At 72.0% G+C, this 19,748-nt stretch carries 20 protein-coding genes and 1 pseudogene; 5 read left to right on the top strand and 16 right to left on the bottom strand.

Going from position 1 to position 19,748, the window contains the following annotated elements:
- Window positions 1–327 precede the first annotated feature (327 nt).
- The 5 genes and pseudogenes from ACQP03_RS02280 to ACQP03_RS02260 form a co-directional block, all read right to left on the bottom strand.
- Window positions 328–1,067, bottom strand: a pseudogene (locus tag ACQP03_RS02280) (hypothetical protein).
- Complete coding sequence (locus tag ACQP03_RS02275) at window positions 1,058–1,597, bottom strand: hypothetical protein (protein ID WP_357123670.1); 540 nt, start codon at window positions 1,595–1,597, stop codon at window positions 1,058–1,060. The pseudogene ACQP03_RS02280 and the gene ACQP03_RS02275 overlap by 10 nt, the downstream one beginning before the upstream one ends.
- Window positions 1,598–1,698: 101 nt before the next feature.
- A complete protein-coding gene (locus tag ACQP03_RS02270) occupies window positions 1,699–4,047 on the bottom strand; it encodes a sodium-translocating pyrophosphatase (protein WP_357123667.1) in 2,349 nt (782 codons plus the stop codon).
- A gap of 322 nt (window positions 4,048–4,369) precedes the next feature.
- Window positions 4,370–4,807 (bottom strand): ATP-binding protein, encoded by a 438-nt coding sequence (locus tag ACQP03_RS02265; protein WP_355049271.1) that lies wholly within the window; start codon window positions 4,805–4,807, stop codon window positions 4,370–4,372.
- Entirely contained in the window at window positions 4,804–5,160 is a 357-nt protein-coding gene (locus tag ACQP03_RS02260) for an STAS domain-containing protein (RefSeq protein WP_355049272.1), read from the bottom strand. Before ACQP03_RS02260 ends, ACQP03_RS02265 begins: the two co-directional genes overlap by 4 nt.
- A 131-nt stretch (window positions 5,161–5,291) precedes the next feature.
- On the opposite strand from ACQP03_RS02260, the gene ACQP03_RS02255 reads away from it, so the two are divergent.
- From ACQP03_RS02255 to ACQP03_RS02245, 3 genes are all read left to right on the top strand, one after another.
- On the top strand, window positions 5,292–7,634 hold the full coding sequence (locus tag ACQP03_RS02255) for a DEAD/DEAH box helicase (RefSeq protein ID WP_357123663.1): 2,343 nt from the start codon (window positions 5,292–5,294) through the stop codon (window positions 7,632–7,634).
- A gap of 99 nt (window positions 7,635–7,733) precedes the next feature.
- Entirely contained in the window at window positions 7,734–7,937 is a 204-nt protein-coding gene (locus ACQP03_RS02250) for a hypothetical protein (RefSeq protein WP_357123660.1), read from the top strand.
- 196 nt (window positions 7,938–8,133) lie between these two features.
- Window positions 8,134–8,712, top strand: coding sequence for a hypothetical protein (locus tag ACQP03_RS02245; protein WP_357123657.1), 579 nt, complete (start codon window positions 8,134–8,136; stop codon window positions 8,710–8,712).
- Window positions 8,713–8,973: 261 nt separating this feature from the next.
- Here the strand turns inward: ACQP03_RS02245 and ACQP03_RS02240 are convergent, their stop codons facing one another.
- Window positions 8,974–9,258, bottom strand: a complete 285-nt coding sequence (locus ACQP03_RS02240; RefSeq protein ID WP_357123654.1) for a hypothetical protein — start codon at window positions 9,256–9,258, stop codon at window positions 8,974–8,976.
- A 286-nt stretch (window positions 9,259–9,544) separates the two neighbouring features.
- Here ACQP03_RS02240 and ACQP03_RS02235 point away from each other — a divergent pair, with 286 nt between their 5' ends.
- On the top strand, window positions 9,545–9,736 hold the full coding sequence (locus ACQP03_RS02235) for a hypothetical protein (protein WP_357123651.1): 192 nt from the start codon (window positions 9,545–9,547) through the stop codon (window positions 9,734–9,736).
- Window positions 9,737–10,402: 666 nt separating this feature from the next.
- On the opposite strand, the gene ACQP03_RS02230 is transcribed toward ACQP03_RS02235, so the two are convergent.
- The 10 genes from ACQP03_RS02230 to ACQP03_RS02185 all read right to left on the bottom strand — a co-directional run bounded on the left by ACQP03_RS02230 (window position 10,403) and on the right by ACQP03_RS02185 (window position 17,880).
- Window positions 10,403–10,615: a hypothetical protein gene (locus tag ACQP03_RS02230; RefSeq protein WP_357123648.1), complete on the bottom strand. Its 213-nt coding sequence runs from the start codon at window positions 10,613–10,615 to the stop codon at window positions 10,403–10,405.
- Window positions 10,616–10,905: 290 nt separating this feature from the next.
- Window positions 10,906–11,262, bottom strand: coding sequence for an Rv3654c family TadE-like protein (locus ACQP03_RS02225; RefSeq protein WP_357124642.1), 357 nt, complete (start codon window positions 11,260–11,262; stop codon window positions 10,906–10,908).
- Window positions 11,262–11,684, bottom strand: a complete 423-nt coding sequence (locus ACQP03_RS02220; RefSeq protein WP_396832129.1) for a TadE family type IV pilus minor pilin — start codon at window positions 11,682–11,684, stop codon at window positions 11,262–11,264. Before ACQP03_RS02220 ends, ACQP03_RS02225 begins: the two co-directional genes overlap by 1 nt.
- Window positions 11,684–11,851 carry a DUF4244 domain-containing protein gene (locus ACQP03_RS02215; protein ID WP_234584142.1) on the bottom strand — a complete coding sequence of 56 codons (168 nt, stop codon included), beginning with the start codon at window positions 11,849–11,851 and terminating at the stop codon, window positions 11,684–11,686. The genes ACQP03_RS02220 and ACQP03_RS02215 overlap by 1 nt, the downstream gene beginning before the upstream one ends.
- A 22-nt stretch (window positions 11,852–11,873) precedes the next feature.
- Complete coding sequence (locus ACQP03_RS02210; RefSeq protein ID WP_357123644.1) at window positions 11,874–12,512, bottom strand: type II secretion system F family protein; 639 nt, start codon at window positions 12,510–12,512, stop codon at window positions 11,874–11,876.
- Complete coding sequence (locus ACQP03_RS02205; protein WP_433461122.1) at window positions 12,512–13,525, bottom strand: hypothetical protein; 1,014 nt, start codon at window positions 13,523–13,525, stop codon at window positions 12,512–12,514. The genes ACQP03_RS02210 and ACQP03_RS02205 overlap by 1 nt, the downstream gene beginning before the upstream one ends.
- Before the next feature lie 271 nt (window positions 13,526–13,796).
- Window positions 13,797–15,008 (bottom strand): TadA family conjugal transfer-associated ATPase, encoded by a 1,212-nt coding sequence (locus tag ACQP03_RS02200; protein WP_357123638.1) that lies wholly within the window; start codon window positions 15,006–15,008, stop codon window positions 13,797–13,799.
- Window positions 15,005–16,105, bottom strand: a complete 1,101-nt coding sequence (ssd, locus tag ACQP03_RS02195; protein WP_357123635.1) for a septum site-determining protein Ssd — start codon at window positions 16,103–16,105, stop codon at window positions 15,005–15,007. The genes ACQP03_RS02200 and ssd overlap by 4 nt, the downstream gene beginning before the upstream one ends.
- Window positions 16,106–16,327: 222 nt before the next feature.
- Entirely contained in the window at window positions 16,328–17,329 is a 1,002-nt protein-coding gene (locus ACQP03_RS02190; RefSeq protein WP_433460058.1) for a CU044_5270 family protein, read from the bottom strand.
- Window positions 17,329–17,880, bottom strand: coding sequence for an RNA polymerase sigma factor (locus ACQP03_RS02185; RefSeq protein WP_433460055.1), 552 nt, complete (start codon window positions 17,878–17,880; stop codon window positions 17,329–17,331). Before ACQP03_RS02185 ends, ACQP03_RS02190 begins: the two co-directional genes overlap by 1 nt.
- Window positions 17,881–18,731: 851 nt before the next feature.
- Here ACQP03_RS02185 and ACQP03_RS02180 point away from each other — a divergent pair.
- Window positions 18,732–19,535: an HAD family hydrolase gene (locus ACQP03_RS02180; protein ID WP_357123615.1), complete on the top strand. Its 804-nt coding sequence runs from the start codon at window positions 18,732–18,734 to the stop codon at window positions 19,533–19,535.
- Window positions 19,536–19,748 lie beyond the last annotated feature (213 nt).

Raw genomic sequence — 19,748 nt, 5'->3', positions numbered from 1 at the left:
ATCCGCTGCGGCGCGGCGGTCGAATCCCGCCCGCCGTGCTCGACACTGCCGGACGGCGCCACCGTACACCGTGGGTAGGCCTCGGAGCGGGTCACTGTGACGATGGCAGGCCCTCAACCAGCCCGTCCAACCCCAGTTGTCCAACACCAGACACCTCACCCCCGCCCCTCCCCCGCCCCTCCCACGCCCCCGCCCCCACCCCCCGCCCCTCCCGCTCACGTCGATCATGGGGTTGTGGTGGGCGTTTAGACCCCGAAGGAGAGGTACGTCCACCACCACAACTCCATGATCGACGCCGGTGAGCGGGGGCGGGGGCGGCGGGGGCGGTTAGGGCCAGGCGTCGGGCGGGGCTGCCGCGGGCGGGGCGCCGACCAGTTCGGCGAGCCGCGCCAACCGGCGTCGGCCGGTGATCCGGTACGCCGGGCCACCCTCGTCGGGGCCGAGCAGCGTGCCGGCCAGGCCGGCGGCGGCGAGAGCCGCGCCGATCGCCTCCCAGCACCGCTGGTCACCCGCGCCGAGGCGCAGCAGGAAGCCGCCGGGCGGCTCCGGCGTCCCTGCGGCGGCGAGCCACAGCCGCAGCCGCCGGCCGGTCAGGTGGAAGGCCGCCGGAGGACGCTTCGCCGGGCCGTCCAGCCAGGCGACCGCGAGCGGCTTCAACAACCGGGTGTACGACGTCCGCACGGCGTGCCGCTGGTCCTCGGTCGGCTCCCAGCTCGCGGCCAGCCCGCGCAGCGCCAGTTCGGCGACGAGCACGTGCACCCGCCAGGCGGCGTCCACCCGCACCGCGAGTCGGGCGGTGCCGCCCATCCGGACGACCTCCCCGGCCCGGCGAGCAGCCCGGCCAGATCGGCGACCGCCGGTTCGGCGGCCTCCGCGCCGAAGAAGACGAGTTGCCGTCCCGCGTCGTCGGCGCGGGTCGGCGCGGGCGTGGTCGACTCGGAGCGGTCGGAACCGCCGCGCCGCCGGCTCGGCGCCGGGTCGGCCCGCGACGGGTCGGGCTCGGGTACGGGGAACAGCGCCGGCAGCGACTGCGCGGCCGGCGTGTCACCGAGCCCGTTCAGCGACACTCGGGCACCTCGTCGAAGGCCTGTTTCAGCTCCTCGGAGTTGAGCTTGCTGGTGTCCAGCGCGCTGGCGTCGTACTCCTTGTTCAGGGTGTCGACGGCGGCCCGCACGCCGTCGTAGAAGGCGGCGGGCTCGCCGGTGCCCAACCCCTCGATGGTGTCCCGGGCGCGGCCGTAGGCGTCCCGCATCTTCTCCAGCGACCCCCGGAAGCCGGCGGAGATGGCCTCGCCGTTGTCGGTCTCCGGGACGCCGGCCTGCTCGACCTTGCGGCGCGCGGTCTCGCTGGCCTGTTCCGCGCCGCCGAAGAGCCGCACCAGGTTCTCCTTGGCCTGCGCCGGAGTGGTCTGCGCCGTCATCTGCTGATCGGTGCTGCTGGTCAACTTGCTGATCTCGGAGCGCCACGGCGTGAGTGCGCCGCAGACCGAGGCCGCCCAGGCTCGTGGGCTGGGCCCACCGCAGCCGGTGAGGACGACGACGAGCGTGGCCAGGACCACCGTGAGCTTTCCGACGGCAGACGTCCGGCACGTACGCATGCGTTGCAGCGTACGACCTTCGGCCAGGTGTGGCACCGGTCCGGATGGCCGGGGTCCCCGCCCGACGGGTGCGTCGAGCGGGGACCCCGGTGCCGCCGGTGTCAGGCGTTGACGATCTCCGGACGGTGGTCGGCGCTGCCCGCGCCGGTGTCGGAGTCGTCCATCGCGATGCCCTTGCGCTTGCTGAAGACCACCGACGCCACGATGATCAGCGTCGCGACCAGCGCGATACCAACCCGCAGGCCGACGTTGCGGTCGTCACCGACGCTGTAGGCCACCACGGCGGGGGCGATCAGCAGCGAGACCAGGTTCATCACCTTGATCAGCGGGTTGATGGCCGGGCCGGCGGTGTCCTTGAACGGGTCGCCGACGGTGTCGCCGATGACCGTGGCGGCGTGCGACTCGGAGCCCTTGCCGCCGTACGCGCCGTCCTCGACCAGCTTCTTGGCGTTGTCCCAGGCCCCACCGGAGTTGGACAGGAACACCGCCATCAGCGTGCCGGCTCCGATCGCGCCGGCCAGGTAGGAGGCGAGCGCCCCCGGGCCGAGGCCGAAGCCGACCGCGATCGGCGCCAGGATGGCGAGCAGGCCGGGGGTCATCAGCTCGCGCTGCGCGTCCCGGGTGCAGATGTCGACGACCTTGCCGTACTCCGGACGCTGGGTGCGGTCCATGATGCCGGGCAGCTCACGGAACTGCCGGCGGACCTCCATGACGACCGCGCCGGCCGAGCGGGACACCGCGTTGATCGCCAGCCCGGAGAAGAGGAAGACGACAGCCGCACCGATGATCAGTCCGACCAGGTTGCGCGGGTTGGCCACGTTCAGCGAGTTGAGGATCTCGGTGCCGACGTCGCCCACGCCGGCGTCCGCGTACGCGGTCCGCAGGGTGTCCGTGTACGAGCCGAACAGCGCGGTCGCCGCCAGCACCGCGGTGGCGATCGCGATGCCCTTGGTGATGGCCTTGGTGGTGTTGCCGACCGCGTCCAGCTCGGTGAGGATGCGCGCGCCGTGCTCGTCGATGTCGCCGGACATCTCCGCCACGCCCTGGGCGTTGTCGGAGATCGGGCCGAAGGTGTCCATGGCGACGATGACGCCGACGGTGGTGAGCAGGCCGGTGCCGGCCAGCGCCACCGCGAACAGCGACAGCGTGATGGAGCTGCCGCCGAGCAGGAACGCCCCGAAGACGCCGGCGCCGATCAGCAGCGCCGAGTAGACCGCCGACTCCAGGCCGACGCTGATGCCGGCGAGGATGACGGTGGCCGCGCCGGTCTGCGAGCTCTTGCCGATGTCCTGCACGGGCCGCTTGTTGGTCTCGGTGAAGTAGCCGGTCAGTGCCTGGATCGCGGCGGCGAGCACGATGCCGATCACCACCGCGCCGATGGCTACCAGTCGCGGGTTGCGGTCGACGTCGGTGAGGCCACCTTCCAGGTCGGCGAAGGTCGCCGGCAGGTACGCGTACGCGGCGATCGCCACCAGCACCGCGGAGATCACGGCGGAGATGTAGAAGGCCCGGTTGATCGCGGTGAGACCGTTGCGGTCGGAGGCGCGCAGCCGGGTGATGAAGACGCCGACGATGGCGACCAGCACGCCGATGGTGGAGATGATCAGCGGGAAGACCAGACCGTCCTCGCCGAAGGCGGCCCGCCCGAGGATCAGCGCGGCCACCAGCGTCACCGCGTACGACTCGAACAGGTCGGCGGCCATGCCGGCGCAGTCACCGACGTTGTCGCCCACGTTGTCGGCGATGGTGGCGGCGTTACGCGGGTCGTCCTCGGGGATGCCCTGCTCGACCTTGCCGACCAGGTCGGCGCCGACGTCGGCGGCCTTGGTGAAGATGCCGCCGCCGACCCGCATGAACATCGCCAGCAGGGCCGCGCCGAAGCCGAAGCCCTCCAGCACCGTGGGCGCGTCACCCCGGTAGACCAGGACGACCAGCGCGGCGCCGAAGAGGCCGAGGCCGACGGTGAGGAAGCCGACCACGCCGCCGGTCCGGAAGGCGATCTTCATGGCGGCTTCGCGGCCACCCTGGCGCTCCCGGGCGGCGGCGGCCACGCGCAGGTTCGCGCGGGTCGCCAGCCACATGCCGGCGCCACCGATGGACGCGCTGAACACGGCGCCCACCACGAAGAAGAGCGAGCGGCCGAGCTTCACGGCCATCTCGCTGCCGTCGGTGTCGTGCACCGGCAGCAGGAAGAGCAGCACCACGGCGACGACGACGAAGATCGCCAAGGTGCGGAACTGGCGGAGCAGGTAGGCCGAGGCGCCCTCCTGGACCGCCCCCGAGATCTCCTGCATGTTGGTGGTGCCCTTGCCGGCGGCCAGCACGGTCTTCGTCAAAGCGGCGGCGAAGACGAGCGCCACCAGCGCGATGACCGCGGCGATGACGACGTACGTGACATTGCCTCCGGTAAGGGAAAGCCCGCCGCCGTCGGCGGCCAAGGTCTCGGACATCTGTGTCCTCCTGTTACCGAACACTCGCGTCGACGGGTGGAGACGCACCGGTCGACGCCTGGATGCGGACTCGCAAGCGCGCGCCAACCCACCCCAGCGGACCAGCGATGACCACCCATACCCGCTGGCTGCGGGTTGGATCACTTGCTGACAACCCGGGTACTGTAGCCCTCCACAGTGTTCGAGGTCACACCGAGGTGGCACCGTGTCTCGATGATCTTCGTCGCTGTGTTATGAAACGAAATCTGATATAGGGCCCGATCCATGACGACAAGGCCGCCTCCCCGGCGGGGACACGGCCTTGTGCGCAGTCGTTCCGAAGTCAGCGCCCGACGGGCCACACCATTCGCACCTCGGTGCCGATGCCCTCGTCGACCGGGCGCACCTGCAGGTCCTCCACGAAGCCCGCGAGCAGAGCGAACCCGACACCCGTGGTCAACGCCTCGTCGGTCAGCGACTCGTCGGCCAACTCGTCCGGCGGCAGCGCCGCCAGCCCGATGCTGGCCTCGATCGGCGCCCGGTCCACGACCCGCACCGCGTACGTGCCGCCGTCGGACATCTCCACCAGCACCGGATCGGCCAGGCCGTACTGACGGTGCAGCGCGACCGCCCGGGTGCACGCCTCACCGATGGCCAGGCGCACCTCGTCCAGCAGGTCCTCGCGGACACCGGCCCGTCGGGCGACGGCCACGCCGACCAGTCGGGCGGTACGCACGTGCACCGGGGCCGGAGAGAAGGAGAGCCGGACCGTCGCCATCACGCGTTGGCGCCGCTCGGGCCCGCGCCGGCCGCCGCCTCGACCGTGGCGTGCAGCGGGAACACCTGGTCCAGCGCCGTGATCCGGAAAATCTTGAGCAGCGGCTCCTTGTCACAGACCAGGGCGAACGAGCCACCGGCCGTGCGCAGCCGCTTGTGCGCGCCCACCAGCACGCCCAGCCCGGTCGAGTCGAGGAAGTCGACTCGCCCGAGGTCCACGATCACGTGCCGGGCGCCGCCGTCGATCAGCTCGAGGAGACGTTCGCGGAGCCGGGGCGCGGTGTAGACGTCCACCTCACCGCCGACCTCAAGCACCGTGTGCTCGCCCACGGTGCGCGTCGCCAGCGACAGCTCCATCGGTCCTCCTCGCCAGAGCCGTAAACTCTCCTGGGCATCTAACCACTACCGCCGGGACACCCTGCGGTCACCGGCGGCGGCTTTCCCTTACCCCGGGGCCCGGCTTTTCATCTCCGAACACCAGTGCGAGAGTGCAGGACGTGACTTCCTCCCCGCCGGTCGACCTGCTGCGCCGGCTGCGCGCACGGGGCGCGGGCGACCCGGTCACCCACGTCGAGCGAGTGCCCGCCCGCGTCGGGGTGCCGGCGCCGTGGCCGGCGTGGGCGCCTACGGAGCTTCGGGCGGCGTTCGACCGCCGCGGCGTGGTCGCGCCCTGGCAGCACCAGGCCGAGGCGGCCACCCTGGCGTACGAGGGCGGCCACGTGATCGTCGCCACCGGAACCGCGTCCGGCAAGTCCCTGGCGTACCAGCTCCCGGCGCTCGCCACGCTGCTCGCCGACCCCCGGGCCACCGTGCTCTACCTGGCGCCGACCAAGGCCCTCGCCGCCGACCAGCTGCGGGCCGTCGTCGGCCTGGAGCTGGAGGGGGTACGCCCCGCCACCTACGACGGGGACACGCCGCGCGCGGAACGGGAGTGGATCCGCCGACACTCCCGCTTCGTGCTGACCAATCCGGACATGCTGCACCACGGCGTCCTGCCCGGCCACGCCCAGTGGTCGGGGTTCCTGCGCCGACTGGCGTACGTGGTGATCGACGAGTGCCACACCTACCGGGGTGTGTTCGGCTCGCACGTGGCGCACGTGCTGCGCCGGTTGCGCCGGCAGTGCGCGCGCTTCGGGGCCAGCCCGGTGTTCGTCCTCGCCTCGGCCACCTCCGGCGACCCGGCGACCGCCGCCGCGCGACTCACCGGACTGCCGGTGACCGCGGTCACCGAGGACACCTCGCCGCGCGGCGGGGTGACCTTCGCGCTCTGGGAACCGCCACTGCTGCCACCGGACTCGGGCTCCTCCTCCCCGGTCCCCCCGCAGGCGACGGGCGACCACGACGACCTTCGTCAGGTCCGCCGGTCGGCGCTGCGCGAGACCGCGGACCTCCTCGCCGACACGGTCGCCGAGGGGGTACGCACCCTCGCGTTCGTCCGTTCCCGCAAAGGCGCCGAGGTGGTGGCGGCCAACGCGCGGCGGGCGCTCGACGACGCCGTGCCCGGGCTCGGCGACCGGGTGGCCGCCTACCGGGGCGGCTACCTGCGCGAGGAGCGTCGCGAGCTGGAACGCGCGCTGCTGCACGGTGACCTGCTCGGCCTGGCCTCCACCAACGCGCTGGAGCTGGGCGTGGACCTGGTGGGGCTGGACGCGGTGTTGATCTGCGGCTATCCGGGCACCCGGGCGTCGCTGTGGCAGCAGGCGGGCCGCGCCGGGCGTTCCGGCCAGGAGGCCCTCGCGGTGCTGGTGGCCCGGGACGACCCACTGGACACCTACCTGGTGCACCACCCGGAGGCGATCTTCGGTGCGCCGGTGGAGGCGACGGTGCTCGACCCGGCCAACCCGTACGTGCTTGCCCCGCAGCTGGCCTGCGCCGCCGCCGAGGCGCCGCTGACGCCGGCCGACCTGGCGCTCTTCGGCGACGGGGCGAAGGAGGCGGTGGACGAGCTGGTGGCAGCCGGGGCGCTGCGACAGCGGCCCACCGGCTGGTACTGGCGACACCGCGAGCGCCCCGAGGTGGACCTGCGCGGCGAGGGCGGCGCACCGGTCGTCGTGGTGGAGTCGTCGACCGGCCGGCTGCTCGGCACCGTCGACGGCGGCTCGTCCCACTTCCTGCTCCACCCCGGCGCGGTCTACCTGCACCAGGGCGTCTCGTACGTGGTCGACGATCTGGACCTCGCCGACGGCTGCGCGTTGGTGCACGTCGAGGAGCCGGACTGGTCCACCCACGCCCGGGACGTCACCGACCTGTCCGTGGTGTCGGTGCGCTCCTACGTCGACGCCGGGCCGGTCGGGATGTTCCTCGGCGAGGTGGACGTCACCAGCCAGGTGGTGTCGTACCAGCGGCGCAGGATCGCCACCGGCGAGGTGATCGACACCCGACCGCTGGACCTGCCCGCCCGGGAGCTGCGGACGGTGGCGGTGTGGTTCACGCTGTCCGAGCGGTCGCTGACGTCCGCCGGGGTGCAGCCGGCCGACGTGCCGGGCGCGCTGCACGCCGCCGAACACGCCGCGATCGGCCTGCTTCCGCTGATGGCGACGTGCGACAGGTGGGACATCGGCGGCCTCTCCACCGCCCTGCACCCGGACACCGAGGCGCCGACGGTCTTCGTCTACGACGGGCACCCGGGCGGCGCGGGCTTCGCGGAGCGCGCCTACGGGACGGCGTCGGCGTGGTTGCGGGCCACCCGCGACGCGATCGCGGAGTGCGGCTGCGAGACCGGCTGCCCGTCCTGCGTGCAGTCGCCGAAGTGCGGCAACGGCAACAACCCTCTCTCGAAGCCGGACGCGATCCGGGTCCTCGACGTGGTGCTGGGCAATCTGCCCTCCTGAGCCACCTTGCATGAATCCCGGTGGCACTGGGCACAATGGTGTGGGAGCGCTTCCATCGATGCTTGTGTTGTATTTCGCCCCCGCGCCCGAGGAGAAGTTGTGGCCGACACGATCGCTGAGACCGTCGACCTGCTCTACACCATCGACCAGGAACACCTCACCCTCGACCAGCAGATCGCGCTCGGGGCCGCGCTGGCCGCGTTGGCTCAGGCCGAACGGCTGGAGCAGATCAACGAGCGACTGCGCGGCATCCACCAGGTGCTCAACACCTGGTCGTTGCGGTCGACGGTGGACGGTCGCTGAATTCGCGCGTGACCGGTCCGGCCGGGCGGACCGGTCAGGCTGGGCCAGTCGGGGCGAGCTGGTCGGGGTGGGCCGGGGTCGGGGTGGCCGGTTCGGGGTGCGCGGGTTGGTCGGGTGGGTGAGCCGGATGAGCGTGGGCCGACGGGGGTTGCCCGGCTGTGCGAGACTCCGGCGCGACACCCCCTGAGGAGATCAGATGCAGCTCGACAACTTGCAGACCCTGCAGCAGTTCCACATCCGCCAGCGGCTGCGGATGATGGTCAACCAGTACGAGGTCCGCGCGGTCGCGCCGGACGGCAGCGAGGGCGAGCTGCTGGCCTTCGCGCAGCAGAAGCGGCTCGCCTTCAAGGAGCAGGTGACGATCTACACCGACGACTCCAAGCAGCAGCCCCTGCTCGGTTTCAAGGCCCGCCAGCGCATCGACCTCGGCGCCACGTACGACGTCACCGACGCGGCCGGCAACCCGATCGGCCTGTTCCGCAAGGACTTCGCCCAGTCCCTGCTCCGCTCCACGTGGCACGTCGAGCAGGCCGGCCTGCCGCAGGTGACGGGTCAGGAGCGGAGCCTGCCGGTGGCGCTGCTGCGCCGGTTCGTCGACTCGCTCTCCTGGCTGCCGTACCACTTCGACTTCCTCGCCGGCGGCCAGCCCGTCTTCTCGGTGGTCAAGAAGTGGGGCCTGCGCGACAAGTACGTCGTCGAGGTGCAGAACCCGCAGATCGACCGCCGCCTCGTCATCGCCATGGCCGTCGCCCTCGACGCGCTCCAGGCTCGCTGACGCACCCGACCGGCACATCGACCACCCACCCCTCGGCTCCGCGGGCCGGGGCAGGGCTCGCAGCTTGGGCCCGCACGCGCGAACTGGACCGCCTCGGTTGCACCTCCGCCGGGGCGGTTCGCCGTTGGATGACCACCCCAGCCTTCATGACGTACACCTCGCGCTTGGCGGTGGCGTTGCCCCTCGGATCGAGCACGTACCCGGTGATCCAGATCCAGTCGTGGTACGGGTCGGGCTCGCCGACCGACACGATGCGCAGCATCAGCGCCCGGTTCCCGGTGAACTGCGGCGAGCAGGCCGCCCCGACCAACACGACGTCTGCCGGCTCCACGACAGCCACCCGAGGAACCGGCGGTACACGGCGTCGGCGGGAGCCCAGGTCATGTCCTGCGTAGCCGCCGTCAGGTGCGACCACATGTAGATGCGGAGGGCTATCGGCGAGGCGGCGTACTCGTCCAACAGCTCCAGGCGGCGGGTGGAACAGGGCCAGGGTCGTTCGCACACCTCGCACAGCCACAACGGGAGCACCGGACCGTGCGTGGTCATCAGCTCTCACCCGGCCAGTGACCCCGGTTGATCGGGATCTTGTGCCTGGCCCGACAGGGCAGCTCGTTCCCGCACTTGCAGACGTTCCGCCACTTGATCCACGACCACACCGGCTTGTGCCTGCGAGCCAGGGTCATGGCTACGGCCGTCAGATACTCCGCAAAAGTGACACGACGACGGGTCATGTGTCCATGGCACCACAGGGGGTTGTACGAGGGCAACCCTCCAAGGCGTTGCCCCACCCGGTTCCGTCTGATGCAATTCCCAAGGATCCTACCGTCAGGTTATGGAGTTGCTTGGGCTGGACGAGATCCGCGACTTGCTGGGTGGGATCAGCAAGCAGCGCGCCACGATCATCGTGGGCCGCAAGGGGTTCCCCGACCCGCTGGCCACCTTGAGCATGGGCCGCGTCTGGGATGGCAAGGCCGTGCGAGCGTGGATCGCCAAGAACCGTCCCACTCCGGCTGACGAAGACTGACCGGGCAGGCACCACCTGCCCGGTCATCCGCCACACAATTTACCGACGCCACCACCGGAACAGCTCGGATACGGCCTTCACGATCGGGGCACGGTCTTTGGAGTCAGCACCCCTCAGGGCGATACCGGCCACGATGACTTTGCCGGCTACCGGAAGCCCCACGACTACCACAGCGACCAGCGGACTAGCTGCGGCGATGGGTTCGATGCTGGACAGTCCCACTGCTTGCCTCTCCTCACTCTGGTCGAGTGAGGCGCACAGGGCTCAGCTCGACCAGTACGCAGACTGGTGAAGCCGAGGTCCTGCGCCGACTGAGCAAGATCTCAGATGTTGCTTGGCACCTTCGAGGCACCGATATATAGGGGGGCACTACTACGTCCGTTTATAAGGAAAATCTGACCCGGCGAACGGCCTGTCGGCTGACCGCGCCAGGGCGCAGGCTGCCGCAGTGAGCAGCAATTCACCTGCGCACTCCTTGTCCCGAAGAACAGCCCTCCAGGGGGCGCATCCTTCAGGGGAGACGTCGATGAGTGTAGCTGAATGCGCAACACGCTCACTGACCAACACCCCCTATCCGTGTGTATGGGAGGTACTGGCTAAGGGTGTTCAGTTCACCGCAGAGACGACGAGGGGCACGGTCGGGGGCACCCGGTCGCCCCGGCATGGTCAGTACGGCTGCACTTTGATCACGCAGTCGAGGAACATGGCGGACGGCGAGCCGGACGGTGGCTGCACTCGGTATTTGGCCGTGAAGGTGTCGGTACCCGCCGACAGCCCTTCGACGAAGATCTCGACGGAGGACCGCCCGACTGCACGTGTGCCGCTACTAGTCGAGCCTTCACCGATCGACAGGCTGTCGAGATCGCCCGAAGCCTGCATTACGGCGCTCCAGAGCCATGGGGCAAAGATACCGGGAAGTCCTCACGTCGACAGACCGAGAAACGCGGCCGGTCGAGGCGCAGAACCCGCAGATCGACCGCCGCCTCGTCATCGCCATGGCCGTCGCCCCCCGACGCGCTCCAGACTCGCTGACGCGCCCGACCGGCGCCCTCCGGTCGTTCCTTGGCCATTGGCCGGGGCAGGGTTAGCCATCCCGTCCCGGCCACTCGGCTGCCGCCCCGGCTACGCCCGTTCGACGCGCTCGCACCCGTTCCGATTGGGCCGAGCCGTCAGCCGCGTACCGGCCCGGCGCGGGCCGTCGACGCAGCGACCCGGGTCAGACCCGGAATCGGCGTGAACGCCACCTCGACGGTCACCAGCACGTCCAGCCCGTCGACGACGCAGTCCACTATCCGGCCGTCGTTGCGCTGGGCGATGTCCGTGGCGTACGCGCACGCCGCCAGGTCGCCGTCGAGCGCTCGGGTAGCACCGGCCAGCGCGCCGAGATCAGCGGCCACCGCCGCGCGCTGGGACGCCATCCCGGTCGCGGCGACGGCCGCGCCGAATGTCCCGACCAGCACGAACACGAGCCCCAGAGCGAGCAGCAGGACCGTCGCCCCGCCCCGGTCCGCGCCCGAGCGGCCCATCACCCAGTCCCCTCGTCGGCACCCGGTTCCACCGCTGCGACGGCGGTGGCTGCCACGGTGACCCGTGGTAGCCGGCCGCCCAGCGCACGGACGGGTGCGCGGACGGTCGCCTGCACCCGGTCGCCGTCGAAGGACACCGACACCTCTGCCCCCGGTGGTGCGACCTGTGCGCCGTCCGCGTTGCCGGCGCCCCGGGCGGCGGCGAGCGCGGCTTCGCGGGCGGTGTGCAGGCAACTCGCCTGTGTGCTGACGGCGTTCACCGCCGTCAGGCCGGCGAGCAGCAGCAGGAGAAGCGCCGGCAGGCCGGCCGCCAGTTCGGCGGTGAAGGATCCCCGCTCGCCGCCGACGATGTGGGCCCGCCGGCCGCCGTCGGACGCGCGCCCGGGAGCGTTCCGCGTACGGTCGACCTGCCGGCGCCTGATCACTTGAGTGCCCGGTCGATGACCGCGGTCAGCGCGGACTGGACGTTGCCGGAGGTCAGCACCTTCAACAGGATCCCCGCGAAGGCCACCGCGGCGAGCGTGCCGACCGCGTATTCGGCGGTGTTCATTCCGTCGTCGCCGCGCAGTCGGGCGATGAGTTTGCGCATGGGTCTTCCCTTCCTCGATGGGTCAGAGCACGTCGCCGAGAACGGCGACGATCACCGGCACCAGGCCGGCGAGAATGAACGCGGGCAGGAAGCAGAGCCCCAGTGGCAGCACGATGAGGACGCCCGCCCGACGGGCCGACGCCTCGGCGGCGGTGGCCCGGTCGGCCCGCAGGTCGTCGGCGAGACGGGTCAGCGCACCGGCCAGCGCCGCGCCGCTGTTGGCCGAGCGGAACGCCGCTGCGGCAAGCCGATCCGCCCCTGGCACACCGTCCAACGCCGACCACGCCTCCGCTGGGCCGCCACCGAGGAGCAACGTGCGGCCCACCCGGGCCAGTCGGGTGGCCAGCGGGCCGTCCAACGCCTCGGCCACCGCCAGGACCGAGCGGTCCACCGGCGCACCGGCCCGCATCGCCGCCGCCAGGAGGTCGGCGGCGAGCGGCAGGTCGGCGGCCTCCCGAAGCCGCTGGTTGCGTACGGCGGGAGGCTCGATCCGCCGCAGCGACACATCCAGCAGGACGGCGACCGGAACGGCGCCCAGCCATCCGAACCAGCCCTCGACAACCACTGCCACGGCAAGCCCGGCCATGCCTGCCGCGAGCCGGATCGCATCCGGACGGCGGCGTATGCCCGCAGTCCCGCGAGTGGACAACACCGGGGACATCAGGTGGTCCGCCCCGGCCCAGCGCCCAGCCGCTCAGCCCAGAAGAGACCGACGATCTGCAGGGCGACGGCGAGGACCGCGCACACCCCACCGACCGTGTCGTGCAGGAGCACCGCCAGGGGGTCGACCCCGATCCCGTAGCCGAGCCCGATCCCACCAATCGGCAGAGCAGCCAGCAACCAGGCGGTGGCGCGTGCGCCAGCCGCCTGTGCCGCTGCGGCGGCCAGCCCACGGTCGGTCGCACGGGCATCCGCCTCGATCCGCTCGATCAGCTCCGCCAGCGGCGCGCCAGTCCGGTCCGCCAGCCGCACGGCGGCCGAGGTCAGGTCGCGAAGCCGATCGACGCCGGCCATCGATGCTCCCGCGACGGAGGTGATCTCGAGGGTCGGCGGCATGGGCGAACCCGCCCGAAGGTCGGCCGCCAGGCCGCACAGCAGGTCCAGGCCGCGCCGTCGATTAAGCTCGACCTGCCGATTCGTTCTCCAGCGCAGCAGAGCGCGGATAGCGAGCGTGCCGTAGCCGGCCATCGCCACGGCGGCCACCGGCCCGCCGGACACGGCTCCGACACCTGCTCCCACCAGACCGGCCAGGAGCAGCACCCGACGCGGTGACCGTCGCGCGCGTACCAGAAGGGTCGAGACCGGCCTGTCCGGCTCGTGGCCCGCCGGCCCCACGAACAGTCCGCCGGCACCATGGTCCGGCTGGTCCGCGAGCGGCCTGTCGGTCTCGCGGCCTGCCGGCCCCGCCGACAGCCCGCCGGCCCGATGACCCGCCTGGTCGGCGAACAGCCCGCCGGCCCTCTGGTCTGCCTGGTCGGCGAACAGCCTGCCGGCCTCGTGGTGCGGGGAAGCGACGGCCGCCGGGGCTCCGGCCTCGGGCCTGGCAATGGCAGCCGGGCGGCGCGAGTCCCGGCGGGCCGGCGGACGTGCCGGGCCGGCCGGTCGGGTGGGTCCTCGGGTCCACCGGTCACCCTCGAACGGCCGGGGCTGTCGTCGAGGTCCCGGGTGGACCAGGCGACGGCCGTGCGTCCGCTGCCGGTCGCCGGCTGCACGAGCGCACCCGGGTCAGCCGAGGCGGCCGTGCCGCCGAGGTCGTCGGTCGGCCGGTCCTGCCCGCGAGCGAGGTCCCGGATCCACTCGACCAGGGCGTCGTCCGGGTCGACACCGGTGGCACGCCGGGTCGGGGCCAGCACCCGACGCCGACGGTCTCTGATGCTCTTCGTCCGCCAGATCATCAGGATCGCGGTGGACAGCAGCAGCGCCGCGACCAGCGACATCGTGGCGTTCATGCCGGACCTGCCGATCCGGGCCACGGCTCGGTGAGGATCGGCGGGACCGCGACGCCCCGGTCCCGCAGCAGCGCGCCGAACGTACGGGCGGCCAGCCCCAGGCCTCGTCCACGTACCCAGGCGGGCACCACGGTGGCCAGGCGTTCCGGCCCTTCGGGGAGCAGCAGACAGATCGATTCGAGGACGCGGCCCTGATCGCCGCGACGCACCTGGAGCAGCACCTGAAGCGCGGCGACCACCTGGGCGTGCAGCGCGGCGCGGGGCAGACCACCGAGCATGCCGAGCGCCTCCAGCCGGGCCGGCACGTCGGACGGGGTGTTGGCATGCAGCGTGCCGGCACCGCCGTCGTGACCCGTGTTCAACGCGGCCAGCAGGTCGACCACCTCTGCGCCCCGGCACTCCCCGACGACCAGGCGGTCCGGACGCATTCGCAGCGCCTGCCGGACCAGGTCTCCGAGGCTGACCACGCCCGTCCCCTCGACGTTGGCGGTACGGGCCTGCAGCCCGACCACGTGCGGATGCCCCGGCTGGAGCTCTGCCGCGTCCTCGACCAGGACGATCCGTTCGGTGGCTGGCACCAACCCGAGCAGAGTGTTGAGCAGGGTCGTCTTGCCCGAGCCCGTGCCGCCGGTGACCAGGTACGCCAACCGGGCCGCGACGACCGCGGCGAGCAGCGGTGCCACCGGTCGCGGCACCGTCCCCTGGCTCACCAGCTCGTCGAGCGTGTACGGGCGATGCCGGAACGTCCGCAGGGACAGGTAGGGACCCTCGGTCGCCACCGGAGGCAGTACGGCGTGCAGGCGGGTGCCGTCGGGCAGGCGGGCGTCCGCGAACGGGGAGCCGTCGTCGAGCCGCCGACCCGCGCTGGCGATGAGCCGCTGCGCCAACCGCCGGACGTCGTCGACCGAGCCGACCGGGATCGCCACCTGGTGCAGCCCCGCACCCCGGTCGACCCAGACGCGTACGCCGTTGACCAGGACGTCGGTCACCTCTGGGTCGGTCAGCAGTGGGGCGAGTGGTCCGGCGCCGACGAGGTCGTCGTGCACCCGGTCGGCGATCCGCAGGACGGCGGTGTCGCCCAGCACGGCAGCGGTGGGTTCGGCACGTACGGCGGAGACGATCGCCGCCGGGGTGACCGGGTCGGTGGCGGCGACGATCCGCTGCCGCACCCGGGCCGCGAAGGAGGTGTCCTCCGGCTGGCCGCTCATGCCGCACCGGTCGTGGCGCCGGTGAGGTCCGCGACGATCCGCTGGCACAGGGCGGCGAGCGGACCCTTGCCCGCCGCCGCCGGGGCCTCGCCGCGTTCGAGGCCCCGGCAGAGCCCCGGCTCGGGGCGCAGCGTGCCGGCGAGGGGAAGCCCGAGGGCCCGTGCCACCTCGGTGGCGCGCAGCCGGCCGGGGGCGGGCCCGCGCACCACGACCGAGAGTGCGTCGCAGTGTGGTGCGGCCACGGCCACCACCCGGGCGGCGGCCGCGGTGGCACGCAACTCCGCCGGTACGACGACGAACGCCTGGTCGGCCGCCTGCAACGCGACCACGGCGGCGTCGTCGAGCTGCCGGGGCAGGTCGATCACCACGAAGTCCCGGCCCCGGTGGGCGGCGTCGACGGTCGCCGCCATGGCTGCGGCGGGCAGCGCCAGCATCTCGCCGCGGTCCCAGGAGAGCACCACCAGGTCGCCTCGACTGGGCAGGGCCTGGACCAGCGCGGGTGCGTCCACCCGCCCGTCCGCGCTGGTGAGTGACGGCCAGCGCAGCCCTTCCAACTGCTCCCAGCCGAGGACGAGATCGAGGCCACCGCCGAGCGGATCGGCGTCGATGAGCAGGGTGCGCAGTCGGGCCCGCGCGGCGGTCACGGCGAGCCCGCCGGCGAGCACGCTCGCCCCGGCGCCACCTCGGCCACCGAACAGCGCGACGACCCGCGCACCCGGGCCGTCCGGCTGGTCTGGGCCGTGCTCCGCCAGGCGGTCCACGAGCCACGGCTCGGCGGCGGGCAGCGCGGCGACGTGTTCGGCGCCGATCAGCTCGGCGATCTGCCAGCCGGGGTCGATCTGACCGGCCCGGCCGACGAGCACCAACCGGGGCCGCTTCGGTAGCCGGGCCCGCAGACACGCCCGCGACTGGTCGACACCTAGCAGCACCAGCGGCGCGGAGGTCCAGCGGGTGCGTGCCGCGGCCGGGTCGGCGGCGAGTTCCACCTCGGTCCCGCCGGCGGCGGCGAGCCGGAGCAGGTCGTCGAGCAGGTCGCCGTCCCCGGTGACGACCAGTGGGAGCCGTCGGATCGGCGGGACGGAGGTACGGGGTGCCATCGCGGCCTCCAGCGGTCGGGATCGGATGCACCACCGACCCTGCTCGCGACGAACCCCGAACGACGCCCTCGACCCGGCCGCCTGTGGACAACTCAGGGGCCTGTGGACAACGCCCGCCGAGACGGTTGATCTGCTATGCGCACTGGTGTTCGTGCAGCTGGCGGCGCTGCCGCAAAAACACCGCAGGGCCGCTCCCGCGAGAGCGGCCCCAGAAATCGCTGGTCAGCCGACGCGGTCGGTCCAGGCGGTGTCGATGATCATCTGGTATGCGTTGAGCCGTACCGGCGTGAGCGTCAGCATCTCGTGGGCGAGCAGGCCACCCGTGTCCGCATCGAAGATCAGGAGGGACTGGGCGTCGTGTTCCCGGTCGTCGTAGGTGACCGCGACACCGGCCCGACCGGCGCGGTCGGTCACCTGCCCCCGCCAGCGCAGGCCGGGCAGGTCGGCGAGGACGCGCAGGATCTCCGCCCGGGTGGCGCGCGGTATGACGTACCGCGCGTAGAGCGCGCCGACCGCCTTGCTCGCCGATCCCGGGCCGTACTCAATCTTGAGCAGTTCCCGCAGTCGCACCGGATCGGCCGGTGGTGGCGTCAGCTCCATCGGCGGCAGCGGAATCAGCGACGACTCGGCAGAATCGGCCGGGCCCTGCGGGAGTTTGCGCCGCCAGTACGCCTGGGACTTCTCGTCGGGGTACTGCGGCTCCTGCTGGGTGTTGGCCTGGCTGCCGGTCCCGTCCGCGGCCTGCCACACCTTCGTCTCGCCGACAAAGGCGACGTGGTAACGGTCGTCGGGCGAACTCATCACCGGGTCACCCCACACCTTCGTGTGGTGGTACATGTAGCGTCCGCCGCGGTTGTCGTACCCCGCGTCCTTGATCTTGCTGGCCAGCGTGCGCAGCCGAGGGCCGGCGGCCGGCGGGTCGGCGTCGAACTGGTAGGCGACCGGCACGAGCACCAGCCCGGCCGCGTCCCCGGGCCCGCCCGGGACGTCGGGCGTGCGCTCGCCGGACGGCCGCAGTGCGGCCGCGGCGCCGGCCGCCACCGCGAGCGTCCCGGCCGTCAGGACGAGCCGGCGAGTCGGGCGTACGCGACGATGCGCCGCCGCCTCGGCGACACCGGCACGATCGATCAACTCGTGGGCCGCGACCGAGGGCGGTGCGACGGTCGCGCTCCGAGCCGGATCGGCCGGGCCGATGAGGGTACGGGTACGGGCCACCGAAAACATCACAGCTCCTCTCGCGTGGTCGCCATCAGTGGGCGGCGGGGACGGACCGGGCGGCTCGACATCGCCACGGTCAGTCGACGGCGAGCGCGGTGCAGGCGCACCGCCGTGGTCGTCCGGGTGCAGCCGAGGACCTGCGCGGCCTCGGACACCGTCAACTCCTCCCAGCCGACGAGCCGCAGGATCTCCTGGTCGAGGTCGTTGAGGGTCGCCAGCGCGGCCCGGATGTCGGCGACCCCCACGGTCGTGTCCGCACCGGACGGATCGGCCACCCGCGCCAGGTCGGCATCCGCGATCGGCAGCAGATCCGGTGCGGCCCGCCGGGAGCGCCACTGGTTGGCCAACAGGCGCCGGGCCACCCCGTACAGCCAGGGCAGGCTGCGGTCCGGCACCTCCCGACGCCGCCGCCACGCGACGACGAACACCTCCTGGGCGAGTTCCGCCGACGCGTCGGCGTCGCCGAGGCGGCGCAGGCCGTACCGGACGATGTGCGCGTACTCGGCGGCGTAGAGGCTGGTGAACCAGACCTCGTCGCGCTTCCCCGGTGGACCCACCCGAACCCCCACTGCCTCGGCGACTTCCACCCGGACTTGTGTCGCGAAAGGCTCGACGATTACCGCTCCATCGAGGACGCGAGGTCCACGGCGCCTGTCCTGTCCGCCGTCGGCGCAGAACCCTCGTCACTTAACGGACTGAAGGCACGGCCCAGCCCAGCTCGTAATCCACCAGCGACCTGGGCTCGGCATCGATGAAGGGTGGCAGGATCGACCTCCGCTCCGCCGTACGCAGCCCTCGCCCCACCCGTCGATCATGAAGTTGTGGCGGGTGACAAAGCACCCAAAAATCCCCAGACCCGGCACCACAACTCCATGATCGACGAGATCGGGCGGTGGTTACCCGCGATCTTGCACTTTCGGTGGCCGCATAAAGGGCATCCCGCTCATGTTGACGACAGAAAGTGCAAGATCGACGGGGTGGGGGTGGGCGACTTCGAGGGGGTGCCGAATCCGGCGCTTCATCGGCGGGGGCGGGGCGAGGGGAGGAACGGGGGGGCGGTGACGTCCGGGAGCGCTCCCTGCAAAGGGACGACCCCCGTCGGGGGGAGACGGGGGTCGTCAACGGTTCGGCTCCGGGGGGGTCGAGCCGAACCACTCAGCGGTCACGGGGGGTGCAACCGCCGAGGGCCTGTCTGTTTCGGGTATGTGAAAGCACGTCGTGCGGACAAGTCTGCCTGAGCGGGCCCGTCACGTCGAGTGGTGTTCACTCCACTCAGCGCGAAAATCTCCTCGCCGAATGTGAGCACGGTCACGCTGAGCGGTGGTGGGGGCGCCCGTCCGCAGGTCCAAGGGGTGGCCTGACCCCGGGCACCCGCCGACGATAGACCATCCGGCTAGACTTTCGCGCCGTGGGCCGAAGTGCCGCTTTCTTCGATCTGGACAAGACCGTCATCGCCAAGTCGAGCGCCCTGGCGTTCGGTCGGCCGTTCTACCGGGACGGGCTGATCACTCGGCGTGACGTGGTCAAGTCGGCGTACGCGCAGCTGATGTTCCGGCTGGGCGGCACCGACGAGCAGACCATGGCCCGAACACGGGACTACCTGGCCGCGCTCTGCAAGGGCTGGCAGGTAGAACAGGTCCGCCAGATCGTCGCGGAGACGCTTCACGAGCTGATCAACCCCTATGTGTACGCCGAGGCCGCCGCCCTGATCGAGGAGCACCAGGCGGCCGGGCGGGACGTGGTGCTGGTGTCGGCGTCCGGCGAGGAGATGGTCCGCCCGATCGGCGAGCTGCTCGGGGTGACCGACGTGATCGCCACCCGGATGACGGTGCGGGACGGCCGTTACAGCGGTGAGGTCGAGTTCTACGCGGCCGGCCCGAGCAAGGTCGAGGCGGTCACCGAGTTGGCCGCCGCCCGGGACTACGACCTGGCCGACTCGTACGCCTACTCCGACTCGTACAGCGATCGTCCTCTGCTGGAGTGCGTGGGGCACCCGAGCGTGGTCAACCCGGACCGGCAGCTCCGCAAGCTGGCCTCGGAGAACGCCTGGCCGGTGCTGGAGTTCCGGCATCCGATTCCGCTGGGCCGCCGTTGGCGGGAGCGGCCGGCCGTCCCGGTGGCGGCGGCCGCGCTGGGGGTCGGTGTGGGAGTGGCGATCGGCATCGCCTGGTACGGCCGGCACCGCCGCACGCGCGCCGCCGCCACGGCCTGACCGAGCCCGTCCGGGCAACGCACGGCCTCGGCACTCGCCGGAGACGCCACCCTCGGTAGGCATCCGCTCTCTCGGCGCTCACCCTCAGGCTGTCACCGGCATCGTCGACAGTCGTCTATCCGACACAGTTCGTCATCCCCGGTCCCACGCCGTATTGAGCGGTCGCTCAAAAAGACGTACCCTCGGTTTGAGCGACCGCTCAAGACGGGGAGA

Source organism: Micromonospora sp. CA-248212, from assembly GCF_050948405.1.
Classification (GTDB): Bacteria; Actinomycetota; Actinomycetes; order Mycobacteriales; family Micromonosporaceae; genus Micromonospora.
Note: the sequence above shows the minus strand (reverse complement) of the source record. Positions and strands in the feature narration are given on the sequence as shown.

Bases quoted from the DNA above. Each gene is read 5' to 3' on its own strand.
- ACQP03_RS02275 (WP_357123670.1), bottom strand. From the start codon at position 1,597: ATGCGTACGTGCCGGACGTCTGCCGTCGGAAAGCTCACGGTGGTCCTG.
- ACQP03_RS02270 (WP_357123667.1), bottom strand. From the start codon at position 4,047: ATGTCCGAGACCTTGGCCGCCGACGGCGGCGGGCTTTCCCTTACCGGA.
- ACQP03_RS02260 (WP_355049272.1), bottom strand. From the start codon at position 5,160: ATGGAGCTGTCGCTGGCGACGCGCACCGTGGGCGAGCACACGGTGCTT.
- ACQP03_RS02245 (WP_357123657.1), top strand. From the start codon at position 8,134: ATGCAGCTCGACAACTTGCAGACCCTGCAGCAGTTCCACATCCGCCAG.
- ACQP03_RS02240 (WP_357123654.1), bottom strand. From the start codon at position 9,258: ATGACCACGCACGGTCCGGTGCTCCCGTTGTGGCTGTGCGAGGTGTGC.
- ACQP03_RS02235 (WP_357123651.1), top strand. From the start codon at position 9,545: ATGGAGTTGCTTGGGCTGGACGAGATCCGCGACTTGCTGGGTGGGATC.
- ACQP03_RS02230 (WP_357123648.1), bottom strand. From the start codon at position 10,615: ATGCAGGCTTCGGGCGATCTCGACAGCCTGTCGATCGGTGAAGGCTCG.
- ACQP03_RS02225 (WP_357124642.1), bottom strand. From the start codon at position 11,262: ATGGGCCGCTCGGGCGCGGACCGGGGCGGGGCGACGGTCCTGCTGCTC.
- ACQP03_RS02215 (WP_234584142.1), bottom strand. From the start codon at position 11,851: ATGCGCAAACTCATCGCCCGACTGCGCGGCGACGACGGAATGAACACC.
- ACQP03_RS02210 (WP_357123644.1), bottom strand. From the start codon at position 12,512: ATGTCCCCGGTGTTGTCCACTCGCGGGACTGCGGGCATACGCCGCCGT.
- ACQP03_RS02200 (WP_357123638.1), bottom strand. From the start codon at position 15,008: ATGAGCGGCCAGCCGGAGGACACCTCCTTCGCGGCCCGGGTGCGGCAG.
- ssd (WP_357123635.1), bottom strand. From the start codon at position 16,105: ATGGCACCCCGTACCTCCGTCCCGCCGATCCGACGGCTCCCACTGGTC.
- ACQP03_RS02190 (WP_433460058.1), bottom strand. From the start codon at position 17,329: ATGTTTTCGGTGGCCCGTACCCGTACCCTCATCGGCCCGGCCGATCCG.